Below are 20,513 nucleotides of genomic sequence, written 5' to 3'. Positions count from 1 at the left end.
CGGGTTGCGGCCAGGAAAGTAGCTGGCTGACGGACGACGAAAGTTGACGCACGTCAAACTCGGGCAATGTCCGGCGGGATCGCTGCGAACGATGACGTCAACAGGCTCGGGCGTGCTTCAGCTCGCGATAAGATGCGATGGCGACGCCGAGCAGCTTTTCCCTTCGATGGCGATAGCCCGGCGGGGGCACCTTACTCCGTTTACCGTTTTCGGCCAGCGGCGATCGGCTGGCAAGGCCGGCGAAACGCTTGAGATCGCGAAGGTCGCCCAATGCGCGTTGCATTCGCTTTGCTGGCCGGTGCAGGTGATGCAATTCGCCGCGGCTCCGCAGCGCGACGGTTTCCGTGAGCGCTTCCAGCATGTAGCGGAAGCGTTTGACCCTGATCCGCAGCCGGTGACGGCGCGATCCACCCAGCGCCTTCAGGTTGCGTCCCTTGCGGATCAACCATTTGTGCCAACGGTTGAGTTCGCGGGCGCAATAGACTTGCAGAGCCTCCGTCTCCTTATTCTGCTTGCACCGCGCCAGCCACGCTCCCTGTCTGATCCAGTCAGCGATTGCCGAGATCAGGCGGCGCGTCCGAACGGTGCGCAGGCAACGGACCAGGCGGCGGCGATCCCGCGTCTGGCGCTGATCGACTTGCTTGATGATGTGCTCCGCCCAACCGCGGTAATGCTTGCGGCGTGCATACTCGACAACGACGTCGCTGTCGCGTGCGGCGCCGAGCGAACCATTCAGCCAGGCGATTTCCTTTTTCAGGCGCAACCATTCCGCGTCGACCACGATCGGCGCGAAGAACGCCACAGCGGCGCGCAACCGTGTAATCGCGACGCGGATCTGATGCACCGCCTCGGCATCGCCCGCGCATGCGCCGCTGTGCTGGGCCTTGATAGAAGCGATGCAGTCGAGCGCGATCGTCTGGAATGCGGTTGCACAGTCGAGGCTCACCGCAGAGGTGTTGTGCAGGCCGGATGTACTGGTTGGGCGGCCGCGCATCGTCAAGGCTCGTCCGGCACCAAAGGCAGGATCGCCCGGGTGTTGCGCAGCGACTGTTCCGGTGTCCCAGAGGCATCGATCATATGCCATTGTACCGCGCCGAGCGCGAAAGTCTCCTGCTTCAGGGCGACGCTTCGTGTCGCATCGGATGCATCGCCCTTGCGCTCCTCGATCCGCGCCAGCCGCGTCGCGAGATCGGTCGTCAGAAAAAGGCCGACGAACCGCGCATTGTGCGTGGCGGCGAGATTCTCGATTTCGTTCCGTTCCGCTTCCTGCAGATAGGCGGCATCGAGCACCACCGAACAGCCCTGGGTGAGCACACGCAGCGCAGTGCTCGAAAGCGCGTCATATACTCGCTCCGTCGTTGCGGACTGATAGGCAGATTCCGGCAGGCCGGTGGTTTCGCTGGTACCGAACAGGCGCTTGCGGACGACATCCGAGCGCACGATGACCGCGCCGGGCGGCGGCTCAATCAGACCCGCAAGTCCGCGTGCAAGCACCGACTTCCCCGTGCCCGACAGCCCGCCGATCGCCACCAGCATCGGCGGCTTGGGCGCAATGAGGCGTCTCGCCAGATCGAAGTAGCGTTTGGCCTCCTGCCACACTGCATCGCTCTCGCCGGCATGCTCGCTCTTCACGAACAGCACGTGCGCACGGATCGCTGCCCGCATCGACAAGAACAGCGGCAGCAGGCGTAGCCCATCGAAGTCTTCATCCGCGGCTGCGGTAACGTAGCGATTGAACACTGCGTTTGCCGCTGCCCACTGATTGAAGTGGATCATATCCATCAGCGTAAACGCGAGATCGTAGAGAATGTCCGTCGTGGCGATGACGGGATCGAACTCGATAGCATCGAACAGCAGCGGCCGGCTATCGACCAATGTAATATTCGCAAGATGCAGGTCGCCGTGGCAACGGCGCACGAACCCTTGCGCGGCGCGCTGTCTGAGCAGCGGCTGCAATGTCGTTGCAGAGGCGCGGCTGGCGGCGTCGAGTTGATCGATCGCAACGGAATCTAGTCCGTGCACGGTTTCAAACTTTGCGGTATTGCGGTCGATGATGGGTAGAACGGAGGCAAGCCAGCTTTCGCCGTCGTGGCGCGCGGCCCTGTCGTGGGATCGCAGAACCGCATCGGCCACGGCCGTAGCAAGCGGCGGATCGATGGTCTTCGCTGCAGCGATGCGGTCGAGCGACTGCTTCTCGTCGAACCGTGTCATTTCGACCGCCCATTCGACCGGAGTGCCCGAGCCGCCGATTTCGAGGGCGCCATCGGAATTGCGCGTAATGGGAACAACGCCTCGGTAGAGTTCGGGAGCGTTGCCGGCGTTGACCCTCAGTTCCTCCTCGCAGGCGTTCTTGCGCTTCTCCAATGTCGAATAATCGAGGAATGGTAACCGCACGGCACGCTTGATCTTCAATGCCCGATCAGCTCCGAGAAAAACCATGGAGGCATGGGTATCGATCCGCTTGCCGCCCTCGGCCGCACCGAAACTGGAGCCATCGAGGAAATCGAGCACGGGCTGCTGATTGTCAGCCTCGGCTGCGGCAGCATTTGGGGGCGGTCGCATAGTCATGGCTGCAGCACGGCGGCGCCCGTGATCTGCCCGGCGCGCAGCTTCGAGAGGACTTCATTCGCTTCCTGCAACGGAAACACGCTGGTGTGCGTCCTGATGCCAGCTTGCGTCGCGACCTTGAAAAACCCGATCCCGTCGCCCCGCGTCAGGTTGGCAACCGAAAGCAGCCGCCGCTCCTCCCAGAGCATGCGGTAAGGGAACGAGGGAATGTCCGACATGTGAATGCCGGCGCAGACCACGCGCCCGCCTTTGCGCACAGCTTGCAATGCCAACGGCACCAGGGAGCCGACCGGCGCGTAGATGATAGCTGCGTCAAGCGGCACCGGAGGCTCCTCCTCCGACCCGCCGGCCCATTCGGCGCCCAGCGTTTTTGCAAGACGCTGGGCCTTGACATCCCCTGCGCGCGTGAACGCGTAGACCGAACGCCCCTGCCAGCGGGCCACCTGCGCGATGATATGGCCGGCTGCACCAAAGCCGAAAATGCCGAGATGTTTTCCATCGCCCGCCATCACCAGCGAGCGCCAGCCGATCAGGCCCGCACACAGCAAAGGAGCGACAGCGGCGTCGTCGTCGACCTCGCCGAGTGGAAAGCAATAGCGTGCGTCCGCGACCAGATGAGTGGCAAAGCCGCCATCGCGCGTGTAGCCGGTGAAGCGCGGGCGGTCGCAAAGGTTTTCGCGGCCGCTTCGGCAGTAGGGACAGTCGCCGCAGGTATGACCGAGCCAGGGAACGCCGACCCGTTCGCCGATCCTTAGAGACGCCACACCGGGCCCAAGGGCTTCCACCCGACCGACCACCTCGTGGCCGGGAACGATCGGGTAGGCAATATCGGGCAGTTCTCCATCGACGACGTGCAGGTCGGTCCGGCATACGCCGCAGGCGCCAACTTTGACACGCACTTCGCCAGGCCCGGGGACCGGATCCTCGCGCGGCTCAAGCCGCAGTGGCGCGCCGGGCGCTTGCAGGACCATGGCGTGCATTTCGTCCACTATCCTCACTGCGGTCTATCCGCGACGAGCGGGGCATGCCCGATCCTCCGTCAATCGAACCCGCCCGAACCTTCCCTAACATGGCTACGTCGGCAGTGCAGCGCCAGCCACGGCGTTCTGCTATTTCTTGAGCGCATGGAACAGGAGAAGTTGGCTAGGCACGCCCCGGGCACCTCCCGCGAGAGGAATGACCTACCCGCGCGCGCTCTCGGTCAACGCGCGCATGATGTCCTCCCGGGCGATTATCCCGACCAACCGCTGTTCGGCGTCAAGCACGGGCAGACTTTTCATCCGATGGTCCACCATTAGCTGCAGAACGCGAGTCAGCTTCGTTGCCGGATCGACATAGATGAATTCCGGCGTCATCACGTCCGCCACCATCCGCGACAACAGGTCGTCATAGGCCGGAACCATGCGACCGGGGTTGAAAGCAAAGCATTTCAGGAAATCGAAGTTGCTCACGACGCCGACAATGTCATCGTTATCGCGCACCGGATAGCAGTTGAAATCGTCGGCCTCGAACATCCTGTGCAGCTCGCGCATGGTGGTGTCGCGCGTAACCGTCTTTACCTCGCGCGTCATGTATTGCCCGGCAGTCGCTTCGAGAAATCTATGCACGGGAGCCCTCGCCATTGTAGATTCTTAACGGGACAGGAACGCGCATCGGCGCGATTCAGTTGCAAGGTGGCGCGTGACGCCGCCGAGCACCCATTCGCGGAATCGCGAGTGACCGTAGGCGCCCGCGATCACGGCACCCGCCCCGACATTGGCCGCGATCCTGTCGAGCTGTTCGAGATCCTTGCCCGCTTCCTCGACCGCTGCTCGCAGGCTCTGCACGTCGTTGTACTCGAAGTGCACCAGATGCGCGCGGTCCTCGGCGGTCACGCCGGCAACGCTCGGCGAGCACCATGGCAGCGCGCCATGATAGCTGCCACGCGCGACGAGCACCTTGCGGCGTCCGGTACCGGCACGGGCGATCGTCACGCAGCATCTGGTCGCATCGCCGCCGTTCTTCTGAAACATCGCCCAATCGGCATGCGGCAGCATGGCGACGAGATCCTCGGCAAGCTCCACCATGACCTCGCCCGGACCGTTCAAGCAGTCGCCTTTGGCGGCCTGCGCTTCAGTCGCCGCCTGAACTTCGGGATGCCGGTGGCCGAGCAGGATAGGCCCCCAACTGCACATGAGGTCGATGTATTCGCGCCCGTCGACGTCGCGCACGCGGCAGCCCTCCGCGGAGGCGAAGAACTGCGGATAACCTTCCGGGAGCCGCGCGGCATTCAGGTGACCCCACATGCCGCCGGGAACGACCCGCTTGGCCCGCGCCCGCAACATGGCATCCGCTGTCTGCGTTTCGCTCAACAGCGCCGTGTGCTGGGTCATGACGTTCCCTAGTTGTAATTCGCTGAGCAGAACGAAGTTCGGCCGCGTGGGTGCACGACGCAGGCGTCACGCTTGCATCAAACCATCGGTCAAGACAGGCGACAATATCCCTTTGCACGATCCGTTTGCACGGCGCGGCCGCAAATGGCGACGGTTCCCGGTGCGCAATCAATCTGATCGGGTGGCTTTTGGCTCGCCAAACCAATAAAAGACGCACTTTCGTCGCACGGTCGCTTGCCAAGTTCGGTTCGGAGCCACGTTGAACGCCTATCGTCCCATCGCCGTCGCGGCGCTCGTTGCATTCGCGTCGCTCGCCTTCGCGGGCTACGCGTTGGCGCAAAGCGCGATTGCCGCCAATGTCGCCAAACCGGGATCCCTCCCCGAAATCGCCATTGGGTCTGCGAAGGCGCCGGTGACCATCACCGAATATTCGTCGATGAGTTGCCCGCATTGCGCGGCGTTCAGCCAGAATGTGCTTCCGATGCTGCGTTCGAAATACATCGACACCGGCAAGGTACGCTTCGTGTTCCGCGAATTTCCACTCGACATCAAGGCCGCCGCAGCCTCGATACTGGCGCGCTGCGCCGGCAAGGGCGATTCCGAAAAATACCTCAGCGCGGTCGAGACCCTGTTCAAGCTGCGGGAACGCCTGATGGCGCAGACCAAGGATACGCTAATCTATGTCGGCAAACTGCATGGAATGAGCGAACAGGAAGTCGAGACCTGCGAGCAGGATCAGGCACAGTTCGACAAGCTTACCGCCGACCAACAATACGCTTATAGCGAGTTGAAGGTGACCTCGACGCCGACTTTCTTCCTCAACGGCGTGCGGCTGCAGGGCTCGATGTCGTTCGAGGAGCTGGAAGAACGGCTCAAGCCGCTGCTGAAGAAGTAGCGCTCGCCGGCCGTCGCAATAGCCCCTTGTCCGGCGTCGCGGCCTCGCCGATGATGGCCCCAACAAACATATTGGGGAGAGCGCCATGGCCACGACTTTGCGGGTCTTGTTGGCAACCGCGTGGTTGCTATCCGGCGTCCTGGCGTCACCGGCGCAAAACTATCCAAGCAAGCCGGTGCGCGTCGTGGTCGGTTTCCCAGCGGGCGGACCGACCGATGCCATCGCCCGCATCGTGGCGCAGAAGCTCGCCGACCATCTCGGCCAGCAGTTCTTTGTCGAGAACATCGGCGGCGCCGGCGGCAACACCGCAGCCGGCCAGGTCGCGCGCGTGACGCCGGACGGCTACACCATCATGGTGGTCAGCACCGGCTTCGTCGTCAATCCCAGCCTCTATGCCAAGGTGCCATACGATCCGGTGAAGGATTTCGTGCCGGTGACGCTGGTTGCGGTCTCGCCGAATGTCGTCGTGGTCAACCCGCAAGTGCCGGCCAAGACGTTACCGGAACTGGTGCAACTCGTCAGGGACAATCCCGGCAAATACAGCTTTGCCGGCCCCGGCGTCGGATCGACGCCGCATCTGGGTGGCGAGCTGTTCCGGTTGGCTTTCAAGCTTGACCTGGTCCACGTCCCGTTCACCGGCGCTGCCCCGGCCATTCAGGCGACCATCGGGGGGCACACGCCGATCGCCTTTACCGCGCTGCCGCCCGCCCTTTCGGCGGTGCAGAGCGGACAATTGCGCGCGCTTGGCGTGGCTTCGACCGAACGGGCCGCAGGCCTGCCTGACGTACCGGCCTTCGCCGAACAGGGCATCAAGGATCAGGAGGCCGACACACTCACCGGGATCGTCGCCCCCGCAGGGACGCCGAAAGAAATCGTCGATCTGCTTCATCGCGAGATTGCCAGGATTGTCGCACAGCCGGACGTGAAGGCACGCCTCACGACGCTCGGCTTCAAGGCGGTCGCGAATACGCCAGATCAGTTCGGCGCGCGCATCAAGCTGGAGATGGATAAGTGGGGCAAGGTGGTACGCGATGCAAAGTTGCGGATTGAGTAGTGCTCAGCGCGTCCCGTTCGACGTTGGCCAATCCATAACCGCGTCCACCATGCTGATGAAGGTCAAGCCGATACGATTCTTCTGGATCCAGGCGACCCGGCACTCGTGCACGATCGATGAATCCTTTGCCATCACCAGGCGAAAATGCTGCGGGACGAAGGCAGGGTTTTCGACATCGATCGCCGCGCCCTCGCGCGAGATGTTCCGCACCACGCAGCGCATCACGGAGCCACCCGACGAAACATAGGCAGGCTCCTCTATCTCCGTTCGCGGATATTTTCGTCGCTCTTCCATTCCGTCTGTCCCATCCCGGATCGATTCCGGCCAAACCGCTAAGCTAGCGCAAAACCTTAAACAAGTCGGACGCGTTCGCCGTATGGCCGCAACAGGCGTGGCCGGCCGAGCGGCTATGTCGTCTACGCAAGTCCACACGATTGTTTGCAAGCAGTTGTCGGGCCCCATTGTGCAAAGCGGTACGAAATCGCCATCGCCTATGCGCAGGCGTGCTCCGCGTCGCTATGGACTTGCCGATCGTGGCGATGGCGCGATAGCCTTATCTACTGATCAATCTACTGATCACTGGCACGCGAACGCGACGAACCGGCAGGCTGGCCTTGAATACACCGATCGCAAACTCTGCCGATCTTGCGGGCGACCAGGGAGTGATCGCCCGGGCCGAAGCCATACGTTCTGATGTCGCAGCAGCTTCCGACGACATCGAGGCCGCGCGACGGCTACCGCCCACGCTGCTCGACAAGCTGCACGGCGCGCAATTGTTCCGTCTGTTGCTGCCCCGCTCGACCAACGGCACCGAAACCGATCCCGTGACTTTCTTCCACGTCATCGAAACCATTGCCAAGGCCGATGCTTCTACCGCCTGGTGTCTGAGCCAGGCCGGCGGTTGCGCGATGTCGGCGGCCTATCTCGATCTCCCGGTGGCGCAGGCGATCTTCGGCGATCCGCGCGCCGTATTGGCGTGGGGGCCCGGCCCCAGGGTTCGCGCGGTCGAATGCGATGGCGGCTACCGGGTGACCGGCGTCTGGTCCTTTGCATCCGGCGGCCGGCATGCGACCTGGCTCGGCGCGCACTGCCCGATCTATGCGGCCGACGGTTCGCTCAGATACGATGCCAATGGAGCCCCGCTCGAGCGCACCATGCTGGTACGCTCCGAAGACGTCGAGTGGACTGACATCTGGAACACCGTGGGCCTGCGCGGTACCGCCAGCGACCAGTTCGCGCTCAACGATTTTTTCGTGCGCGCCGACCATTCGATTACGCGTGAATTCGATCGGGAATGCCGCGAGCGCGGCCCGCTCTACCGCATGAGCAACCACACCTGCTACCAGGTCGGCTTTGCCGGTGTCGCCTGCGGCATCGCCCGCACTGCCCTCGACAACTTCGTCGATACGATGCGCAACAAGGTGCCGCGTGGCGCGAGGATCTCGTTGCGAGACAATGCAGTGGTCCAGTGCAACCTCGCTCAGGCGGAAGTCAATCTCCGCGCCGCGCGGGGCTACGTGTTGCAATCGATGGCCGATACCTGGAAGGACCTCACCGCGGGCGCCACCATCACGGTCGCCCAGCGCATGAACATCCGCATGGCCTCGACCCATGCCATCCACAAGGCGCGCGAGGCGGTCGACTTTGCCTACAACGCCGCTGGCGCCACCGCGATCTTCGAAAACCATCCGCTCGAGCGGCGGTTCCGCGACATCCATACCGTGACCCAGCAGTTGCAAGGCCAGCTCAGGCATTTCGAAACCGTCGGTGCCTGGATGATGGGCGTCGATACCGACCTCAGCTTTGTTTAGGGAGAACGGCCATGGGACTTGGCGGACTGCAGCACTACACCATTGAGCCCGCCGATCTCGAGCGCACCAAGGATTTCTATTGCGATGTGCTCGGGCTGGAAAACGGCGATCGCCCGCCGCTCGATTTCCCGGCTATTGGCTCTATTCCGGCGGCACGGCCACGGTGCATCTGATGGGCACGCGCAAGCCGCGTGAGGGCATCGTCGTCCGTGGTACCGAGAAGAAGTATGAGGATACCGGCCGGCTTGACCATATCGCCTTTGCCGCCACCGATGTCGAGGGCATGCGCAAGCGCCTGCAATCGAAAGGCGTCAAATTCCGCGAGAGCATCGTGCCGCGCACCGGCGATACCCAGTTCTTCCTCTACGATCCCGACGGTGTCGGCGTGGAGCTGAACTTTCCGAAAACCTGAGGGCTCTTTCCTGCCGCCCGAGGTCCACGTGATGTTGGCGTGCAACACCGCCCCTCAAATAATGAAGTTCCCGACAACGCCGCAAGTCAGCCACGACTAAGGCGCGAGTTGGTCCGGTTTTCTTCATCATTGCAATGAGATTGGAGGAGCCGCGCCGCTGCGGCAGAATAGCCGGGTGCCGCGCCTTTCAACCTACCCCAGGGCATGCGTGCCCGGCTATTCGTCCGGCCAACCCGCTCTTAGTCGAGCCCGCGCTCGTGGCTCAGGTTGACCATTTCCTGAATGAAGACCGCCTTTTGCTTGTCGTCCAACGTGGCAAATAGCGGCTCGGCGGCATCGGCCACGTTGCGCTGATCGACGGCGCGATCATTGAGAAATTGAGCTTCATTGCGCATCTGCTCGATGATGTCGTCGGGAGGATCGCGTTTGGCGCGCGCAACGCGCAGATTGAGCCGGTCGGCGCCGTTATGACCGAGATAGTGCATCGCACTGTTGAACGCGGCCCAATGCTTCTCCTGCTCGGGCGTGAGATTTAGCTCCTTCTTGATCCGCTCGATATTGGCGTCGCTGTTGGCGACGATCTGTTCGGCCGTCAGTTGCGGGGCGCCGGTCTGGGTGAGGACGGCCGGCTGCTGCGGTTGTTGCTGCTTTGCGGTCTTCGTCGCTTTGGACCCCTTCGAAGGCTTCGCGGTATCACCCTGCTTGGAAGGCTCGCCCTGCTTGGAATCCTTCGCCGCCGGTGCCTGTCCGCCCTTGTTGTTATTGTTGCCTCCAGTCAGAACGCCGGTGACGCCCGTGACCACGCCGACGACGCCGCCGATCGCGCCGCCCAGCACGCCACCGACCGGGCCGGCAGCCTTGTTGCCTTCGCGCGCCCCTTGCTGCACGCCCTGCACCAGCCCTTGCGCCTTCGCAGTCGCACATGCGCCAAGAGCCAGCACGGCGACGGCGCCAAGTACAAAACACCAGCGCGACGGCATCGGTGCAAGCTGCTGAGGACGTGTCATTGTCGGGTCTCCATGGTCCGATCGAGAAATTTGTCACGCGCAATCGCCGAGGCGCACGAGAATCCTTCCCTGCCTAAACTATCGTTTCCGGCCCAAACTCGTCCACCGCTGCACCGGAAGGTTCCCCGGCAGGAAACATCTTCGGGGCAGGGAGTTACACGCGCCGTCAATCGACTGCGGCGCAATTGCCCCGCTCGGCCGCAAAGTGTGCGGCGCAATATTGTCGCGTCGATTATTGACGATGTCGACGACACGACATCGTTGCTCCCGCGGCCCGGAATTTCCACGCAACGTTAGTTCAATGACGGCGGCCGTTGTGTTTTCTCGACAGATGCAAACAATTCTGGTCTGATCCGATTACAAAATCTCTGCTGGCGGCCGCCTCGATGCGGCTCCCCGCCAGACGGAGAAGAATAATAAGAAGCAAAATCTGGCTCAGCAAAGAGGAAACGCTATGTCACGCAGGAAGCTTTCTCGCCGACAATTCGTTGCTGCGACAGCGCTATCATCCGCAGCGCTCATCACCGCGCCCTATGTGCGCGGCGCCCACGCCGCCGGTAAGCTATCGATCGGTTTCTGGGACCACTGGGTTCCCGGCGCCAACAAGGCCTCGACAGAAATCGTCAATGCCTGGGCGGAGAAAGAGAAGGTCGAAGTTCAGATCGACTACATCCCGAGCCAGGGCAACAAGAACCTGCTCACCATCGCAGCCGAAGCACAGGCGAAATCCGGCCACGACATTCTCGCCATGCCGACCTGGTGGCCGCATGCGCAGGCCGAGCTGCTGGAACCCATGAACGACGTCATGGAAGGCCTCATCAAGCAGAACGGCGAACCCAACGGTACCGTGAAATATCTCGGCCAGTCCAAAGGCAAGTGGCTCGCGGTGCCCGCGAGCGTTGGCAGCCAGATCAAGGGCCCCTGCTCCCGTATCGACCTGATGAAGCAGCATGCCGGCATCGACGTGCAAGCACTGTATCCTGCCGGTGCCGCGCCGAAGGCCGACAGTTGGACCTTGGACACCTTCCTCAAGGCCGCAGAAGCCTGCCAGAAGGGCGGCGTTCCGTTCGGCATCGGACTTGGCGAGACAAGCGACAATGTCGATACGGCCGGCGCGATCTTCCAGTCGTTCGGCGCAGCCCTTGTCGATGAGAAGGGTAACGTCACCGTCAAGACCGACGCGGTGCGCCAGGCACTAGAATTCTACAAGAAGCTGATCTCCTTCCTTCCGCCGGACGCCGGCGCCTGGGACGACTCCTCCAACAACAAATGGCTGGTCTCCGGCAGGGGCGCCATGGTCATGAACCCGCCGAGCGCCTGGGCGGTCGCCAAGCGCGACGCACCGCAGGTGGCCGAGCAGTGCTGGACTCATGGCTTCCCGGCCGGACCAAAGGGCCGCTACGCGCCCTACCTCTCCTACTTCTGGGGCACCTGGTCGTTCTCCAAGAACAAGGAAGCGGCCAAGAGCGTGCTCAGGGCGCTTTCGCAAGCGGATGCGATCGAGAAGATGTGCGTGGCGAGCGGTGGCTACGACCTCCCCTGCTACGAAAAGCTCACCACCCTGAAGGTCTGGCAGGAGGAAGGGCCGCCGAAGGGCACGCTCTACCACTATCCGAACCCGCACAACCACCAGACTCTTTCGATCGCCGCGGCGCCCGCCCCGCCGAAGATCGCACAGCAGATCTATACGCAGGCGACCCTGACCAAGATGTGCCTGCGCTATCACAAGGGCGAGGCGATGGAAAAGGTGCTCGCCTGGGCTGAAGGCGAATGCGAAGGCTTCATGCGGAGCTGACGAGCGGGATGACATGGCGGCCTGCCTGATCGCAGGCCGCCATTCCCTATCCACCTTCAATCGTAGGCCCGGCAAAGCCGACAGAAACGTTATAGGGATGAAAGCACACATGGCTGACGTCGCATTGCAGCCGAACCGGGCCGCCGCGCAAGCCGCGCGCAAGCGCTCGAGCCTACACAAAATGCTCAAGCGCAAATCGACTGTGGCGTTCCTGATGACGCTGCCGCTGATCCTCCTGATCGCGACCCTCGTGATCTATCCGGCATTCTACGCGCTGCATCTGGCGACGTTGAACAAGTCGATGCAGCGCTTCGTCGGGCTCAGCAATTTCGAATTCCTGTTCAGGCGCGAGACGTTCTGGCTCGTCGTCAAGCAATCCTGCATCTTCGCGATCACAGCCGTCGTCTTCAAGGCGCTGCTGGGCTTTATCATTGCGCATTTCGTTCACAACATTCCGGCCAAGGGCCAGCGCAAATGGCGCGGCATGCTGCTGGTACCGTGGGTAATCCCCCCGGCGATGAGCACATTGGCGTGGCTGTGGCTATTTGACCCCTCCTACAGTGCGTTCAACTACACGCTCTCGTTCTTCGGCATTGGGCCGATCCCATGGACCGGCGATGCCGTGTGGGCGCGCTTCTCGGTCATTCTCGTTAACATCTGGGTGGGCGCACCGTTCTTCATGATCATGTATCTGGCGGCGCTGAAATCCGTGCCGGAACAGCTCTACGAGGCCGCCGCCATCGACGGCGCCAATTGGTGGCAGCGCATCTGGTACGTCACGCTGCCGATGATGCGAAACATCATCGCGATTACGACGCTGTTCTCGCTAATCGTGACGTTCGCCAATTTTGATATCGTGCGCATCCTGACCGCGGGCGGTCCGCTCGATCACACCCATATTTTCGCGACGTGGGCGTTCCGCATCGGGATCGAGGGCAGCGATATACCGCTGGGCGCCAGCGTATCCCTCTTCATGGTGCCGATCCTGGCGATCGCAGCGATTTTCATCCTGCGCGACATCAACAAACGCGGGAATGAAGCCTGATGACGACGGTAACAATCGACAAGGCAGCGCCGACCCGCAAGGTCAAATACGGCAGCATGAGCCGCGACCGCACCTGGGCGTTGCGCTGGTCGTATTTCTTCCTGGTGATCTTCGCGATCTTCTCGCTGACGCCACCGATTTACATGCTCATCACCTCGCTGAAGAGCAGCGCGGAGATTTCGGCGGCGACCAATCCTTGGTGGGTGTTCCATCCAACGCTCGAGAACTATGTCGGTCTGCTGACCTCGAACCAGTTTCTGCGCTTCTTCTGGAACTCGGCAATCGTCTCGATCTTCGTCGTCACCATCACGATGCTGATCTCCGTCCCGGCCGCATTCGCGCTGGCACGGATGCGGTTCTGGGGTTCTACGGTTCTCGCCACCGGCGTATTCCTGACCTATCTCATTCCCGAGACACTGCTCTTCATTCCGCTTTTCAAGATGTTCGCGGTGATCGGCGACTGGACCGGCATCCAGCTCATCAACAGATGGTACGTGCTGCTCATTCTCTATCCGACGCTCACGGTGCCGTTCTGCACGTGGATCATGATCGGCTACTTTGCTTCGATCCCGAAGGAGCTGGATGAGGCGGCCGTGATCGATGGCGCGTCCTGGATTCAGACGCTGACGCGGATATTCATTCCGGTTGCCTTTCCCGGCATCATCGCGGCGACCATCTTCGCCTTCACGGTCTCCTGGGCGCAATTCCTCTACCCGCTGGTGTTCACGACGTCGACCGACCAACTCGTCATGCCGGTCGGTATCATCACCACCTTGATCAAGGGCGACGTGTTCAACTGGGGGCAGATCATGACCGGCGCCCTTCTCGGCGCAGCGCCGCCACTCATCATCTACGCATTCCTGATGGACTATTACATTGCCGGCCTGACCGCCGGTGCGACAAAGGGTTGATCTCATGGCTGACGTGACGTTGCGTAAGGTTGTGAAGCGCTATGACGAAGTCGAGGCGGTGCGCGGCATCGACCTCGACATTGCGGACCATGAGTTCGTGGTGCTGGTCGGACCATCGGGCTGCGGAAAGTCGACAACGCTGCGGATGATCGCCGGCCTGGAAGATATCTCCGACGGCGACATCATGATCGGCGGCGACATCGTCAACGATGTGCCGCCGAAGGATCGCGATATCGCGATGGTGTTTCAGAACTACGCGCTCTACCCCCACATGACGGTTGCGGAGAACATGTCGTTCGGGCTGCGGCTAAAACGCTATCCGAAGGCCGAGATCAAGAGCCGTATCGACGAGGCTGCGCGCATGCTCGACATCGTCGAGCTTGTCGACCGTAAGCCGAAACAGTTGTCCGGCGGCCAGCGCCAGCGCGTTGCCATGGGCCGCGCCATCGTGCGTAACCCAAAGGTGTTTCTGTTCGACGAGCCGTTGTCCAACCTCGACGCCAAGCTGCGCGTGCAGATGCGGATCGAGATCAAGAAGGTGCACCAGAAGGTTCGCACCACGACGGTCTACGTGACCCACGACCAGGTGGAGGCGATGACGCTGGCCGACCGCGTGGTGGTGATGAACCATGGCCGGATCGAGCAGATCGGCACGCCGAACGAGCTCTATCACAAGCCGGCGACGAAATTCGTCGCCAGCTTCATCGGTTCGCCGGCGATGAATTTCATCCCGTGCCGGTTGGAAGATCTCGCCGGCAAGTTGCACATCCGGTTGACCGACCGCATCGCCTTCCCGCTGCCGCCGGCCCGCGCCGCCCGCTATCAGGGCATTCCGCGCACCGACAGATTGCTGCTGGGGCTGCGGCCCGAGCATATCACCGAGGCTCGGCCGCATCTTGCGTCCGGCGTGGAGGCCTTCGACACGGTGCTCGACGTCACCGAGCCGATGGGAATGGAGACGCTGATCTACTTTACGCTGGAAGGCTCGCAGGTCTGCGGCCGGGTCAATCCCAATGCCGGCGCGCAGGATGGCGCCCCCCTCCGATTGGCTGTGGACCTCAACAATATGCACCTGCTAAATGAGGTGACCGGCGTCGTTCTTTGACGGCGCAATTGCGTGACCTAAGGGCAGGAAATGGCTACCAACAAGAAGAAAATCTTCATCACGGAATCGATGTCGCAGCAGGGAAGAGCGGTACTTCACGCGCGAGACGACATCGAACTCGTCGAATTTCCCAACATGATTTCGCAGAAGGATTTCGAAGCCAAGCTGAAGGAGCACGCGCCGGTTCATGGCGTCGCCCTTGGCGCCACCCGCTTCGGTGAGCCCGAGCTCGAAGCCTCGAAAGACATGCTGGTGGTGACGCGGATCGGCGTCGGGTTCGACGCCGTCGACGTCCCCGCGCTGAGCCGCCGCAAGGTGCCGCTGATGGTGGCCGGCACCGCCAATTCGCCGTCGGTTGCCGAACACGCGCTGTTCATGATGCTCACGCTCGCCAAGCGCGCAACGGAAATGCATTCGCTGGTCAGGGACGACAAATGGGCTGATAGGCTCGGGATGCTGCCCTACGACCTCTTCGGCAAGACTGTTCTGATCGTCGGTTTCGGGCGCATCGGTACGCGCACCGCCAAGCGCTGCCTCGCGATGGAAATGAACGTCCTGGTTTTCGACCCCTATAAGCCCCCCGCCGACATCAAGGCCGCCGGTTGCGAAGCGGTCGCCGACCTCAACGCGGCGCTGCCGCGTGCCGACTTCGTCAGCATCCATTGCCCCAAGAACCCGGAGACTGTCGGCATGTTCAATGCCGACAGGCTGAAGCGGATGCAGCCGTCTGCCTATCTGATCAACACGGCGCGCGGTGGAATCGTCGACGAGGCCGCACTGCACGCCGCGCTGGTGTCCGGCAAGCTTGCCGGCGCGGGCCTCGACGTTTTCGAGCAGGAGCCACCGCCGGCCGGTCAGGCGTTGCTCGCCCTGCCGAACGTCATCATGGCACCGCATGTCGCCGGCGTCACGGTGGAAGCCGTGGACCGGATGAGCGAACAGACCGCCCGCAACATTCTGAGCGTATTGGACGGCGATCCCTTGCGCCAGAACGTGATCAATCAGGACGTGCTCGGCTAATCGTCCTCAGTAAATAGCCCCAGGCATGGCCGGTCTATCGGCCCGGCCGGCAAGCGAGGTGTGTGCATGGCCTTCAAGGAATACGGCGATTACGACGCGGTCGGCCTTGCCGAACTGGTTCGCAAGAACGAGGTCTCGGCCAAGGAATTGCTCGATGAGGCCATCGCCCGCACGGCAAAGGTCGATCCCCAGATCAACGCGGTGGTCGTCAAGCATTACGAGTATGCCGATCGTCAGATCGAACACGGTCTGCCCGACGGTCCCTTTACCGGCGTGCCATTTCTGCTGAAGGACCTCGACCTCCTGGAGGGGACGCGTACGACCTCAGGCGCCACCGTCCTGAAGGATTTCGTGGCTGACCACACCGGGACGCTGGCGCGGCGTTTCCTCGATACCGGCGTATCCATCTTCGGCAAGAGTTCCAGTCCCGAATTCGGCCTGATGCCGACGACGGAGTCGCGCCTGTTCGGGCCGACCCGCAATCCCTGGAATCTAGAGCATTCTTCCGGCGGGTCATCCGGCGGCGCGGCGGCGGCCGTTGCGGCCCGTATCCTCCCGGTCGCGCACGCCAGCGATGGCGGCGGCTCGATCCGCATCCCCGCCTCCGCCTCCGGCGTGTTCGGCCTGAAGCCGACCCGGGCGCGCAATCCGCTCGGCCCTGATCGCGGCGAAGGCTGGGGCGGATTCTCCTGTGGCCATGTCGTGAGCATCAGCGTGCGCGACAGCGCGGTGATGATGGACGCGATTCACGGGCCGGAGTCGTCGAGCCCCTATTTCGCGCCGCCACCAGAGCGGCCGTTTTCGCAGGAAGTCGGCCGCGACCCGGGCAAGCTTCGTATCTCGTTCACCGATAAATCGCCGTATGGCGATGCCATCGATCCGGAAATCGCGGCAGCCGTGCGTGAGGTCGCAAGCCTTCTGGCGGGGCTCGGCCACCACGTCGAGGAACAGGCGCCAGCACTTGCCGCCGATCCAGCCGCGGTCATGACCACTATCGTCGGCGGCAACACCGCACTGACGGTTCGTTTGATCGAGCAGCGGCTCGGGCGAGAGATGACGGACAATGATCTCGAGATACTGACGCTGGCGCATTCGCGCAACGCGAAGAGGACCTCGGCGACCGACTATGTCGCCGCTCAACTCGCCGCCTTCCAAATTTCCCGCTCGCTGGCCACCTTCTTCGAGAGCTGCGACGTCTTCCTGTGCCCGACGTTATGCGCGCCGCCGCTGCGCATCGGCGAACTCAACACGATGTCAAACGATCTGTCGCACGTTGCCCCGATCCTACGCCGCTACATGCCCGGCACCTCCATGTTCAACATGTCCGGGCAGCCGGCCATGTCGGTGCCGCTGGCCTGGAACAAGGCCGGATTGCCGCTTGGCATGATGTTTTCGGCCAGGTTCGGCGACGAGGCCACCCTGCTCCGGCTAGCCGGCCAGCTCGAACAGGTCCGGCCCTGGAAGAACAGATTACCGCCGGTGCGTGCTTAGCTGCGCCCCAAAAAAGCCACGGATTGACAAAGTCCAGCTTTATTCGGAAGCAAGGAAAGGGCCTTGGGCGGCGACGGATACTGATTCCGCAAACGGGCTCGATCCGGAGGCTGAATCGTGACCCAAAGCGACCCGACCGACAACGCCCTGGCGACCATCGCCAGCATCCTCGACCCGCCGGAAAGCCGTCGCGAACCCGAAAAGCCCACGGTCGCGGCGCAGATGCCGGTGGCCCCTCCGCCCATCCCCACATCTCCGCCGCCCATCGAGGCTCACGGCTACTGCAAGTTCGGGCCCGGCCCGATGACCGCGATCCGTTTCAAATGGACGGTCCGCCTCGACAATGGCGATTACTATGTCGACGAGACCATCGGAGAGAATTCCACGCCGATCGTGACCGGGCCGATGTCGAGGGAAACCGCGATCCAGATGGTGGACGATCGCGAAAGCGACGCGCGCCGCCGCTTCGAGCAATTGAAGAGCGAGATGACCGGGCGTAGCGCCGCCGCCAATCTGGCCCGCAAGGACAACGGAGAGGCGTAGCCTTGCGGCGTTGTTTAACGCCTATCTCGGCGGCCCCAAAAAATCCTTCTTGGCCAAATCGACACCGGCATGGCGCAGGATGTCGTAGGCCGTCGTCACATGAAAGAAGAACTGCGGAACGCTGAACGTCAGCAGCAGCGATTTTCCGGTGAATTTCCGCTGCGTCCCGTTCTTGAACGTGAAGGCGACTTCCCTGTCGGCCGCGGCTTCGATCTCGGCGCGCGGCAAATCCTGCAGGAAGTCGATCGCCTCCGATATCCGCGACTTGAGCTCCGCAATGTCGGGCTCGGCGTCCGAAAATCCGAGAGGCGCAAGGCCGGCCAGCAACGCGCAGGCAACGACCGCGTGCCGATTGGCCTCTGCTACCTGCTGCTTCAGGCTGTACATGGTGGGTGAGAGCCGCATGTTCAGAAGGACGGCGGGATCGATGTTTCGGGCTTCAGCATGGGCGCCGGCCTTGTCGAGAAGACCGGACAGATTTCCGAGATACGGCACGAACACGCCGACGGAAGCCTCGTAGAGCGAGATGGTCACGATTGCAATTTCTCCGGCTGGCACCACGCGGATATCTGGTTTAAATCGGCGCCATCGATTCAGAGTGTCATTTAATTTGCCGGCGGAGAAGACCTGATGCTTCGAGTGTTCGTTAGTCTTGCAATGGCTGTCGTGTGGACCGTTGTCGCCCACGCTCAGCCGGCGAATTCCCGCCTCGACGACATCATCAAGCGCGGCACGCTGCGGGTCGGCATGACCGGCGACTATTTGCCGTTCACCTATCTCGACAAGGCGACGTCAAAATTCCGCGGCTTCGACGTAGACATGGCGGAAGCGCTGGGCAAGGCGCTCGGCGTCAAGGTCGAATTCGTTCAGACGGCGTGGCCGCAGCTCATGAAGGATTTCGAAGCCGACAATTTCGATATCGCGATGGGCGGCGTCTCGATCACGCTCGACCGGCAGAAAAAGGGAATGTTCTCGACCCCGATCATGCGTGAGGGCAAGACGCCGATCGCGCGCTGCGCCGACCAAGGCAAGTATGAGACCATCGCCGATATCGACAAGGCCGGCACCCGCGTCATCGTCAACCCCGGCGGCACCAACGAGCGCTTCGCCAAGGCGAACATCAAGAACGCCGAGATCAAGGTCTGGAACGACAACGTCACGATTTTCGAGGAGATCGCCAAGGGCAATGCCGACCTGATGATGACGGACGCTTCGGAGACCCGCTACCAGCAGAAGCAGCATCCTGGCGTGCTCTGCGCGGTGCATCCGGAAAAACCGTTCGACTTCGCCGAGAAGGCCTATTGGCTGCAGCGCGACATGGTGCTGAAGGCCTTTGTCGATCAATGGCTGCACATCGCTATCCAGGACGGAAGCTTCAGGAAAATTTATGCCGCCTGGTTCGATTGATTCTCGGGTGGACAAGCGCGTTTTCTGAGGAAATTGACCGTCCTTTGGGCGCAATTTAGACTGCCGCGGTCGAATTGAACCAAAGCCGCTAGTACACGACTTATAGTTCGAAAGTGATCTGGATCACGTTGAGTGAAGCTGCCGCTGCGTAGTAGCTGCGGGAATCCGGATTCCCTGTTCAGGAGGTCGTTATAATGAAGAAGTGCCTCGCTATCGCCGCGCTCTTGCTGGCTGGCACCGTCACCGCTGCGCAGGCGCAGTACACTTTCGAGTATGGCGGCCGCACCATTACGATCGATCCCGATCGCGGCACCGTTTCCATTCCGGGCGTCTACGACAATACCGGCAAGAAGACCAAACGCGCGCGTGGCGAGGAAGGCGATCTTGATCGTCCGACCAGGAAGGCTCCGCAGCAGGCAAAGACCGCCCCGCAGGCCACCCCCGAGACTGCGCCAGCGCCGGCCGCGCCGGCACCAGCGGAGCAAGCGGCTGCCCCTGCGACTGCGCCGGCACCTGCTGCCCCTGCTCCGGCCGCTCCCGCCGCGGCAACGGCAGCGCCGTCGAGCAAGACGACAGCCGTTGCGCCGACTGACGCCCCCGCGCCTGCGGCGGCAGCGCCCGCTGCTCCCCCAGTGCCACAGAACGCCGCGCCGGCAGTCCCGCCAGCACCAGCTCCCGTTGCTGCGCCGGCGCCACCGCCGCCGCAACAGAAACAGGCCGCGGCTCCGGCAGATTCGGCGGCGCCGCCTGCGAACTCACCGCTCGGCATTTGGCTGACCGAGGAGAAGGAAGGCAAGGTGCGGATCGAACCGTGCGGCCCCAATCTCTGCGGCTATTCCGTCGACAAGAAGTCGAACCAGAACGGCGAGCAGGTCTTGATCAACATGAAGCCCGGCAAGGACAAGTGGAGCGGCCGAATTTTCGATCCGAACACCGGCAGCACCTACGATTCGACGATCGCCCTCAAGGGCACCGACAGCCTGCGCGTTCAGGGCTGCGCCTTCGGCGGCATGTTCTGCGGCGGCCAGACCTGGACCCGCGTCAACTGACCCGCAGGCGCTGCTGCGCATTCGACCG

Annotated in this window: 22 protein-coding genes; 14 read left to right on the top strand and 8 right to left on the bottom strand. The window is 62.4% G+C overall.

Annotation, left to right across the window (positions count from 1 at the left end; all coding sequences use genetic code 11):
• Nucleotides 1-97: 97 nt before the first annotated feature.
• The 5 genes from V1277_RS31400 to V1277_RS31380 all read right to left on the bottom strand — a co-directional run bounded on the left by V1277_RS31400 (nucleotide 98) and on the right by V1277_RS31380 (nucleotide 4,940).
• On the bottom strand, nucleotides 98-994 hold the full coding sequence (locus V1277_RS31400; protein WP_334419595.1) for a CHAD domain-containing protein: 897 nt from the start codon (nucleotides 992-994) through the stop codon (nucleotides 98-100).
• A gap of 2 nt (nucleotides 995-996) precedes the next feature.
• A complete protein-coding gene (locus tag V1277_RS31395; RefSeq protein WP_334419594.1) occupies nucleotides 997-2,562 on the bottom strand; it encodes a bifunctional aminoglycoside phosphotransferase/ATP-binding protein in 1,566 nt (521 codons plus the stop codon).
• 2 nt (nucleotides 2,563-2,564) lie between these two features.
• On the bottom strand, nucleotides 2,565-3,548 hold the full coding sequence (locus tag V1277_RS31390; protein WP_334419593.1) for a zinc-dependent alcohol dehydrogenase family protein: 984 nt from the start codon (nucleotides 3,546-3,548) through the stop codon (nucleotides 2,565-2,567).
• Between the two features lie 201 nt (nucleotides 3,549-3,749).
• The gene (locus tag V1277_RS31385) at nucleotides 3,750-4,175 is read right to left on the bottom strand and encodes a CBS domain-containing protein (RefSeq protein ID WP_334375357.1); all 426 of its coding nucleotides are present in this window, start codon (nucleotides 4,173-4,175) and stop codon (nucleotides 3,750-3,752) included.
• A gap of 24 nt (nucleotides 4,176-4,199) precedes the next feature.
• Nucleotides 4,200-4,940: an aminotransferase class III-fold pyridoxal phosphate-dependent enzyme gene (locus V1277_RS31380; RefSeq protein WP_442894541.1), complete on the bottom strand. Its 741-nt coding sequence runs from the start codon at nucleotides 4,938-4,940 to the stop codon at nucleotides 4,200-4,202.
• Between the two features lie 259 nt (nucleotides 4,941-5,199).
• On the opposite strand from V1277_RS31380, the gene V1277_RS31375 reads away from it, so the two are divergent.
• Together V1277_RS31375 and V1277_RS31370 are read left to right on the top strand one after the other, a co-directional pair.
• Nucleotides 5,200-5,835 carry a DsbA family protein gene (locus tag V1277_RS31375; RefSeq protein WP_334419592.1) on the top strand — a complete coding sequence of 212 codons (636 nt, stop codon included), beginning with the start codon at nucleotides 5,200-5,202 and terminating at the stop codon, nucleotides 5,833-5,835.
• An 85-nt stretch (nucleotides 5,836-5,920) separates the two neighbouring features.
• Nucleotides 5,921-6,889 carry a Bug family tripartite tricarboxylate transporter substrate binding protein gene (locus V1277_RS31370; protein WP_334419591.1) on the top strand — a complete coding sequence of 323 codons (969 nt, stop codon included), beginning with the start codon at nucleotides 5,921-5,923 and terminating at the stop codon, nucleotides 6,887-6,889.
• A gap of 3 nt (nucleotides 6,890-6,892) precedes the next feature.
• Here V1277_RS31370 and V1277_RS31365 read toward each other — a convergent pair whose 3' ends face one another.
• Nucleotides 6,893-7,183 (bottom strand): PilZ domain-containing protein, encoded by a 291-nt coding sequence (locus V1277_RS31365; protein ID WP_334419590.1) that lies wholly within the window; start codon nucleotides 7,181-7,183, stop codon nucleotides 6,893-6,895.
• A 320-nt stretch (nucleotides 7,184-7,503) separates the two neighbouring features.
• On the opposite strand from V1277_RS31365, the gene V1277_RS31360 reads away from it, so the two are divergent.
• From V1277_RS31360 to V1277_RS31350, 3 genes are read left to right on the top strand one after another with little or no spacing between them, the layout of a single operon-like run.
• On the top strand, nucleotides 7,504-8,700 hold the full coding sequence (locus tag V1277_RS31360) for an acyl-CoA dehydrogenase family protein (RefSeq protein ID WP_334419589.1): 1,197 nt from the start codon (nucleotides 7,504-7,506) through the stop codon (nucleotides 8,698-8,700).
• Between the two features lie 11 nt (nucleotides 8,701-8,711).
• On the top strand, nucleotides 8,712-8,873 hold the full coding sequence (locus tag V1277_RS31355; RefSeq protein ID WP_334419588.1) for a VOC family protein: 162 nt from the start codon (nucleotides 8,712-8,714) through the stop codon (nucleotides 8,871-8,873).
• Nucleotides 8,873-9,112: a VOC family protein gene (locus tag V1277_RS31350; protein ID WP_334419587.1), complete on the top strand. Its 240-nt coding sequence runs from the start codon at nucleotides 8,873-8,875 to the stop codon at nucleotides 9,110-9,112. Before V1277_RS31355 ends, V1277_RS31350 begins: the two co-directional genes overlap by 1 nt.
• Nucleotides 9,113-9,351: 239 nt before the next feature.
• Here V1277_RS31350 and V1277_RS31345 read toward each other — a convergent pair whose 3' ends face one another.
• Entirely contained in the window at nucleotides 9,352-10,119 is a 768-nt protein-coding gene (locus tag V1277_RS31345; RefSeq protein ID WP_334419586.1) for a Spy/CpxP family protein refolding chaperone, read from the bottom strand.
• 454 nt (nucleotides 10,120-10,573) lie between these two features.
• Between V1277_RS31345 and V1277_RS31340 the strand changes: the two genes are divergently transcribed.
• The 7 genes from V1277_RS31340 to V1277_RS31310 all read left to right on the top strand — a co-directional run bounded on the left by V1277_RS31340 (nucleotide 10,574) and on the right by V1277_RS31310 (nucleotide 18,029).
• Complete coding sequence (locus V1277_RS31340; protein WP_334419585.1) at nucleotides 10,574-11,914, top strand: ABC transporter substrate-binding protein; 1,341 nt, start codon at nucleotides 10,574-10,576, stop codon at nucleotides 11,912-11,914.
• Nucleotides 11,915-12,023: 109 nt separating this feature from the next.
• Nucleotides 12,024-12,959, top strand: coding sequence for a carbohydrate ABC transporter permease (locus tag V1277_RS31335; protein ID WP_334419584.1), 936 nt, complete (start codon nucleotides 12,024-12,026; stop codon nucleotides 12,957-12,959).
• Nucleotides 12,959-13,870 (top strand): carbohydrate ABC transporter permease, encoded by a 912-nt coding sequence (locus V1277_RS31330; RefSeq protein ID WP_334419582.1) that lies wholly within the window; start codon nucleotides 12,959-12,961, stop codon nucleotides 13,868-13,870. The genes V1277_RS31335 and V1277_RS31330 overlap by 1 nt, the downstream gene beginning before the upstream one ends.
• A 4-nt stretch (nucleotides 13,871-13,874) precedes the next feature.
• On the top strand, nucleotides 13,875-14,975 hold the full coding sequence (locus tag V1277_RS31325; protein WP_334419580.1) for an ABC transporter ATP-binding protein: 1,101 nt from the start codon (nucleotides 13,875-13,877) through the stop codon (nucleotides 14,973-14,975).
• A 30-nt stretch (nucleotides 14,976-15,005) separates the two neighbouring features.
• Nucleotides 15,006-15,995, top strand: a complete 990-nt coding sequence (locus V1277_RS31320) for a hydroxyacid dehydrogenase (RefSeq protein WP_334419579.1) — start codon at nucleotides 15,006-15,008, stop codon at nucleotides 15,993-15,995.
• 66 nt (nucleotides 15,996-16,061) lie between these two features.
• Complete coding sequence (locus V1277_RS31315) at nucleotides 16,062-17,486, top strand: amidase (protein ID WP_334419577.1); 1,425 nt, start codon at nucleotides 16,062-16,064, stop codon at nucleotides 17,484-17,486.
• Nucleotides 17,487-17,603: 117 nt separating this feature from the next.
• Entirely contained in the window at nucleotides 17,604-18,029 is a 426-nt protein-coding gene (locus tag V1277_RS31310; protein ID WP_334419576.1) for a hypothetical protein, read from the top strand.
• A gap of 21 nt (nucleotides 18,030-18,050) precedes the next feature.
• Here V1277_RS31310 and V1277_RS31305 read toward each other — a convergent pair whose 3' ends face one another.
• On the bottom strand, nucleotides 18,051-18,563 hold the full coding sequence (locus tag V1277_RS31305) for a DUF1993 domain-containing protein (RefSeq protein WP_334375337.1): 513 nt from the start codon (nucleotides 18,561-18,563) through the stop codon (nucleotides 18,051-18,053).
• A gap of 96 nt (nucleotides 18,564-18,659) precedes the next feature.
• Here V1277_RS31305 and V1277_RS31300 point away from each other — a divergent pair, with 96 nt between their 5' ends.
• Together V1277_RS31300 and V1277_RS31295 are read left to right on the top strand one after the other, a co-directional pair.
• Nucleotides 18,660-19,436, top strand: a complete 777-nt coding sequence (locus V1277_RS31300; protein WP_334419575.1) for a transporter substrate-binding domain-containing protein — start codon at nucleotides 18,660-18,662, stop codon at nucleotides 19,434-19,436.
• A gap of 194 nt (nucleotides 19,437-19,630) precedes the next feature.
• Nucleotides 19,631-20,485 carry a DUF2147 domain-containing protein gene (locus tag V1277_RS31295; protein WP_334419574.1) on the top strand — a complete coding sequence of 285 codons (855 nt, stop codon included), beginning with the start codon at nucleotides 19,631-19,633 and terminating at the stop codon, nucleotides 20,483-20,485.
• Nucleotides 20,486-20,513 lie beyond the last annotated feature (28 nt).

This window comes from Bradyrhizobium sp. AZCC 1588 (genome assembly GCF_036924735.1).
Classification (GTDB): domain Bacteria; phylum Pseudomonadota; class Alphaproteobacteria; order Rhizobiales; family Xanthobacteraceae; genus Bradyrhizobium.
Note: the sequence above shows the minus strand (reverse complement) of the source record. Positions and strands in the feature narration are given on the sequence as shown.

Coding starts and splice junctions, on each gene's coding strand:
- V1277_RS31370 (WP_334419591.1), top strand. CDS start 5,921: ATGGCCACGACTTTGCGGGTCTTGTTGGCAACCGCGTGGTTGCTATCC.
- V1277_RS31330 (WP_334419582.1), top strand. CDS start 12,959: ATGACGACGGTAACAATCGACAAGGCAGCGCCGACCCGCAAGGTCAAA.
- V1277_RS31395 (WP_334419594.1), bottom strand. CDS start 2,562: ATGCGACCGCCCCCAAATGCTGCCGCAGCCGAGGCTGACAATCAGCAG.
- V1277_RS31345 (WP_334419586.1), bottom strand. CDS start 10,119: ATGACACGTCCTCAGCAGCTTGCACCGATGCCGTCGCGCTGGTGTTTT.
- V1277_RS31350 (WP_334419587.1), top strand. CDS start 8,873: ATGGGCACGCGCAAGCCGCGTGAGGGCATCGTCGTCCGTGGTACCGAG.
- V1277_RS31340 (WP_334419585.1), top strand. CDS start 10,574: ATGTCACGCAGGAAGCTTTCTCGCCGACAATTCGTTGCTGCGACAGCG.
- V1277_RS31295 (WP_334419574.1), top strand. CDS start 19,631: ATGAAGAAGTGCCTCGCTATCGCCGCGCTCTTGCTGGCTGGCACCGTC.
- V1277_RS31400 (WP_334419595.1), bottom strand. CDS start 994: ATGCGCGGCCGCCCAACCAGTACATCCGGCCTGCACAACACCTCTGCG.
- V1277_RS31380 (WP_442894541.1), bottom strand. CDS start 4,940: ATGACCCAGCACACGGCGCTGTTGAGCGAAACGCAGACAGCGGATGCC.
- V1277_RS31300 (WP_334419575.1), top strand. CDS start 18,660: ATGCTTCGAGTGTTCGTTAGTCTTGCAATGGCTGTCGTGTGGACCGTT.
- V1277_RS31390 (WP_334419593.1), bottom strand. CDS start 3,548: ATGCACGCCATGGTCCTGCAAGCGCCCGGCGCGCCACTGCGGCTTGAG.
- V1277_RS31315 (WP_334419577.1), top strand. CDS start 16,062: ATGGCCTTCAAGGAATACGGCGATTACGACGCGGTCGGCCTTGCCGAA.
- V1277_RS31320 (WP_334419579.1), top strand. CDS start 15,006: ATGGCTACCAACAAGAAGAAAATCTTCATCACGGAATCGATGTCGCAG.
- V1277_RS31365 (WP_334419590.1), bottom strand. CDS start 7,183: ATGGAAGAGCGACGAAAATATCCGCGAACGGAGATAGAGGAGCCTGCC.
- V1277_RS31335 (WP_334419584.1), top strand. CDS start 12,024: ATGGCTGACGTCGCATTGCAGCCGAACCGGGCCGCCGCGCAAGCCGCG.
- V1277_RS31355 (WP_334419588.1), top strand. CDS start 8,712: ATGGGACTTGGCGGACTGCAGCACTACACCATTGAGCCCGCCGATCTC.
- V1277_RS31325 (WP_334419580.1), top strand. CDS start 13,875: ATGGCTGACGTGACGTTGCGTAAGGTTGTGAAGCGCTATGACGAAGTC.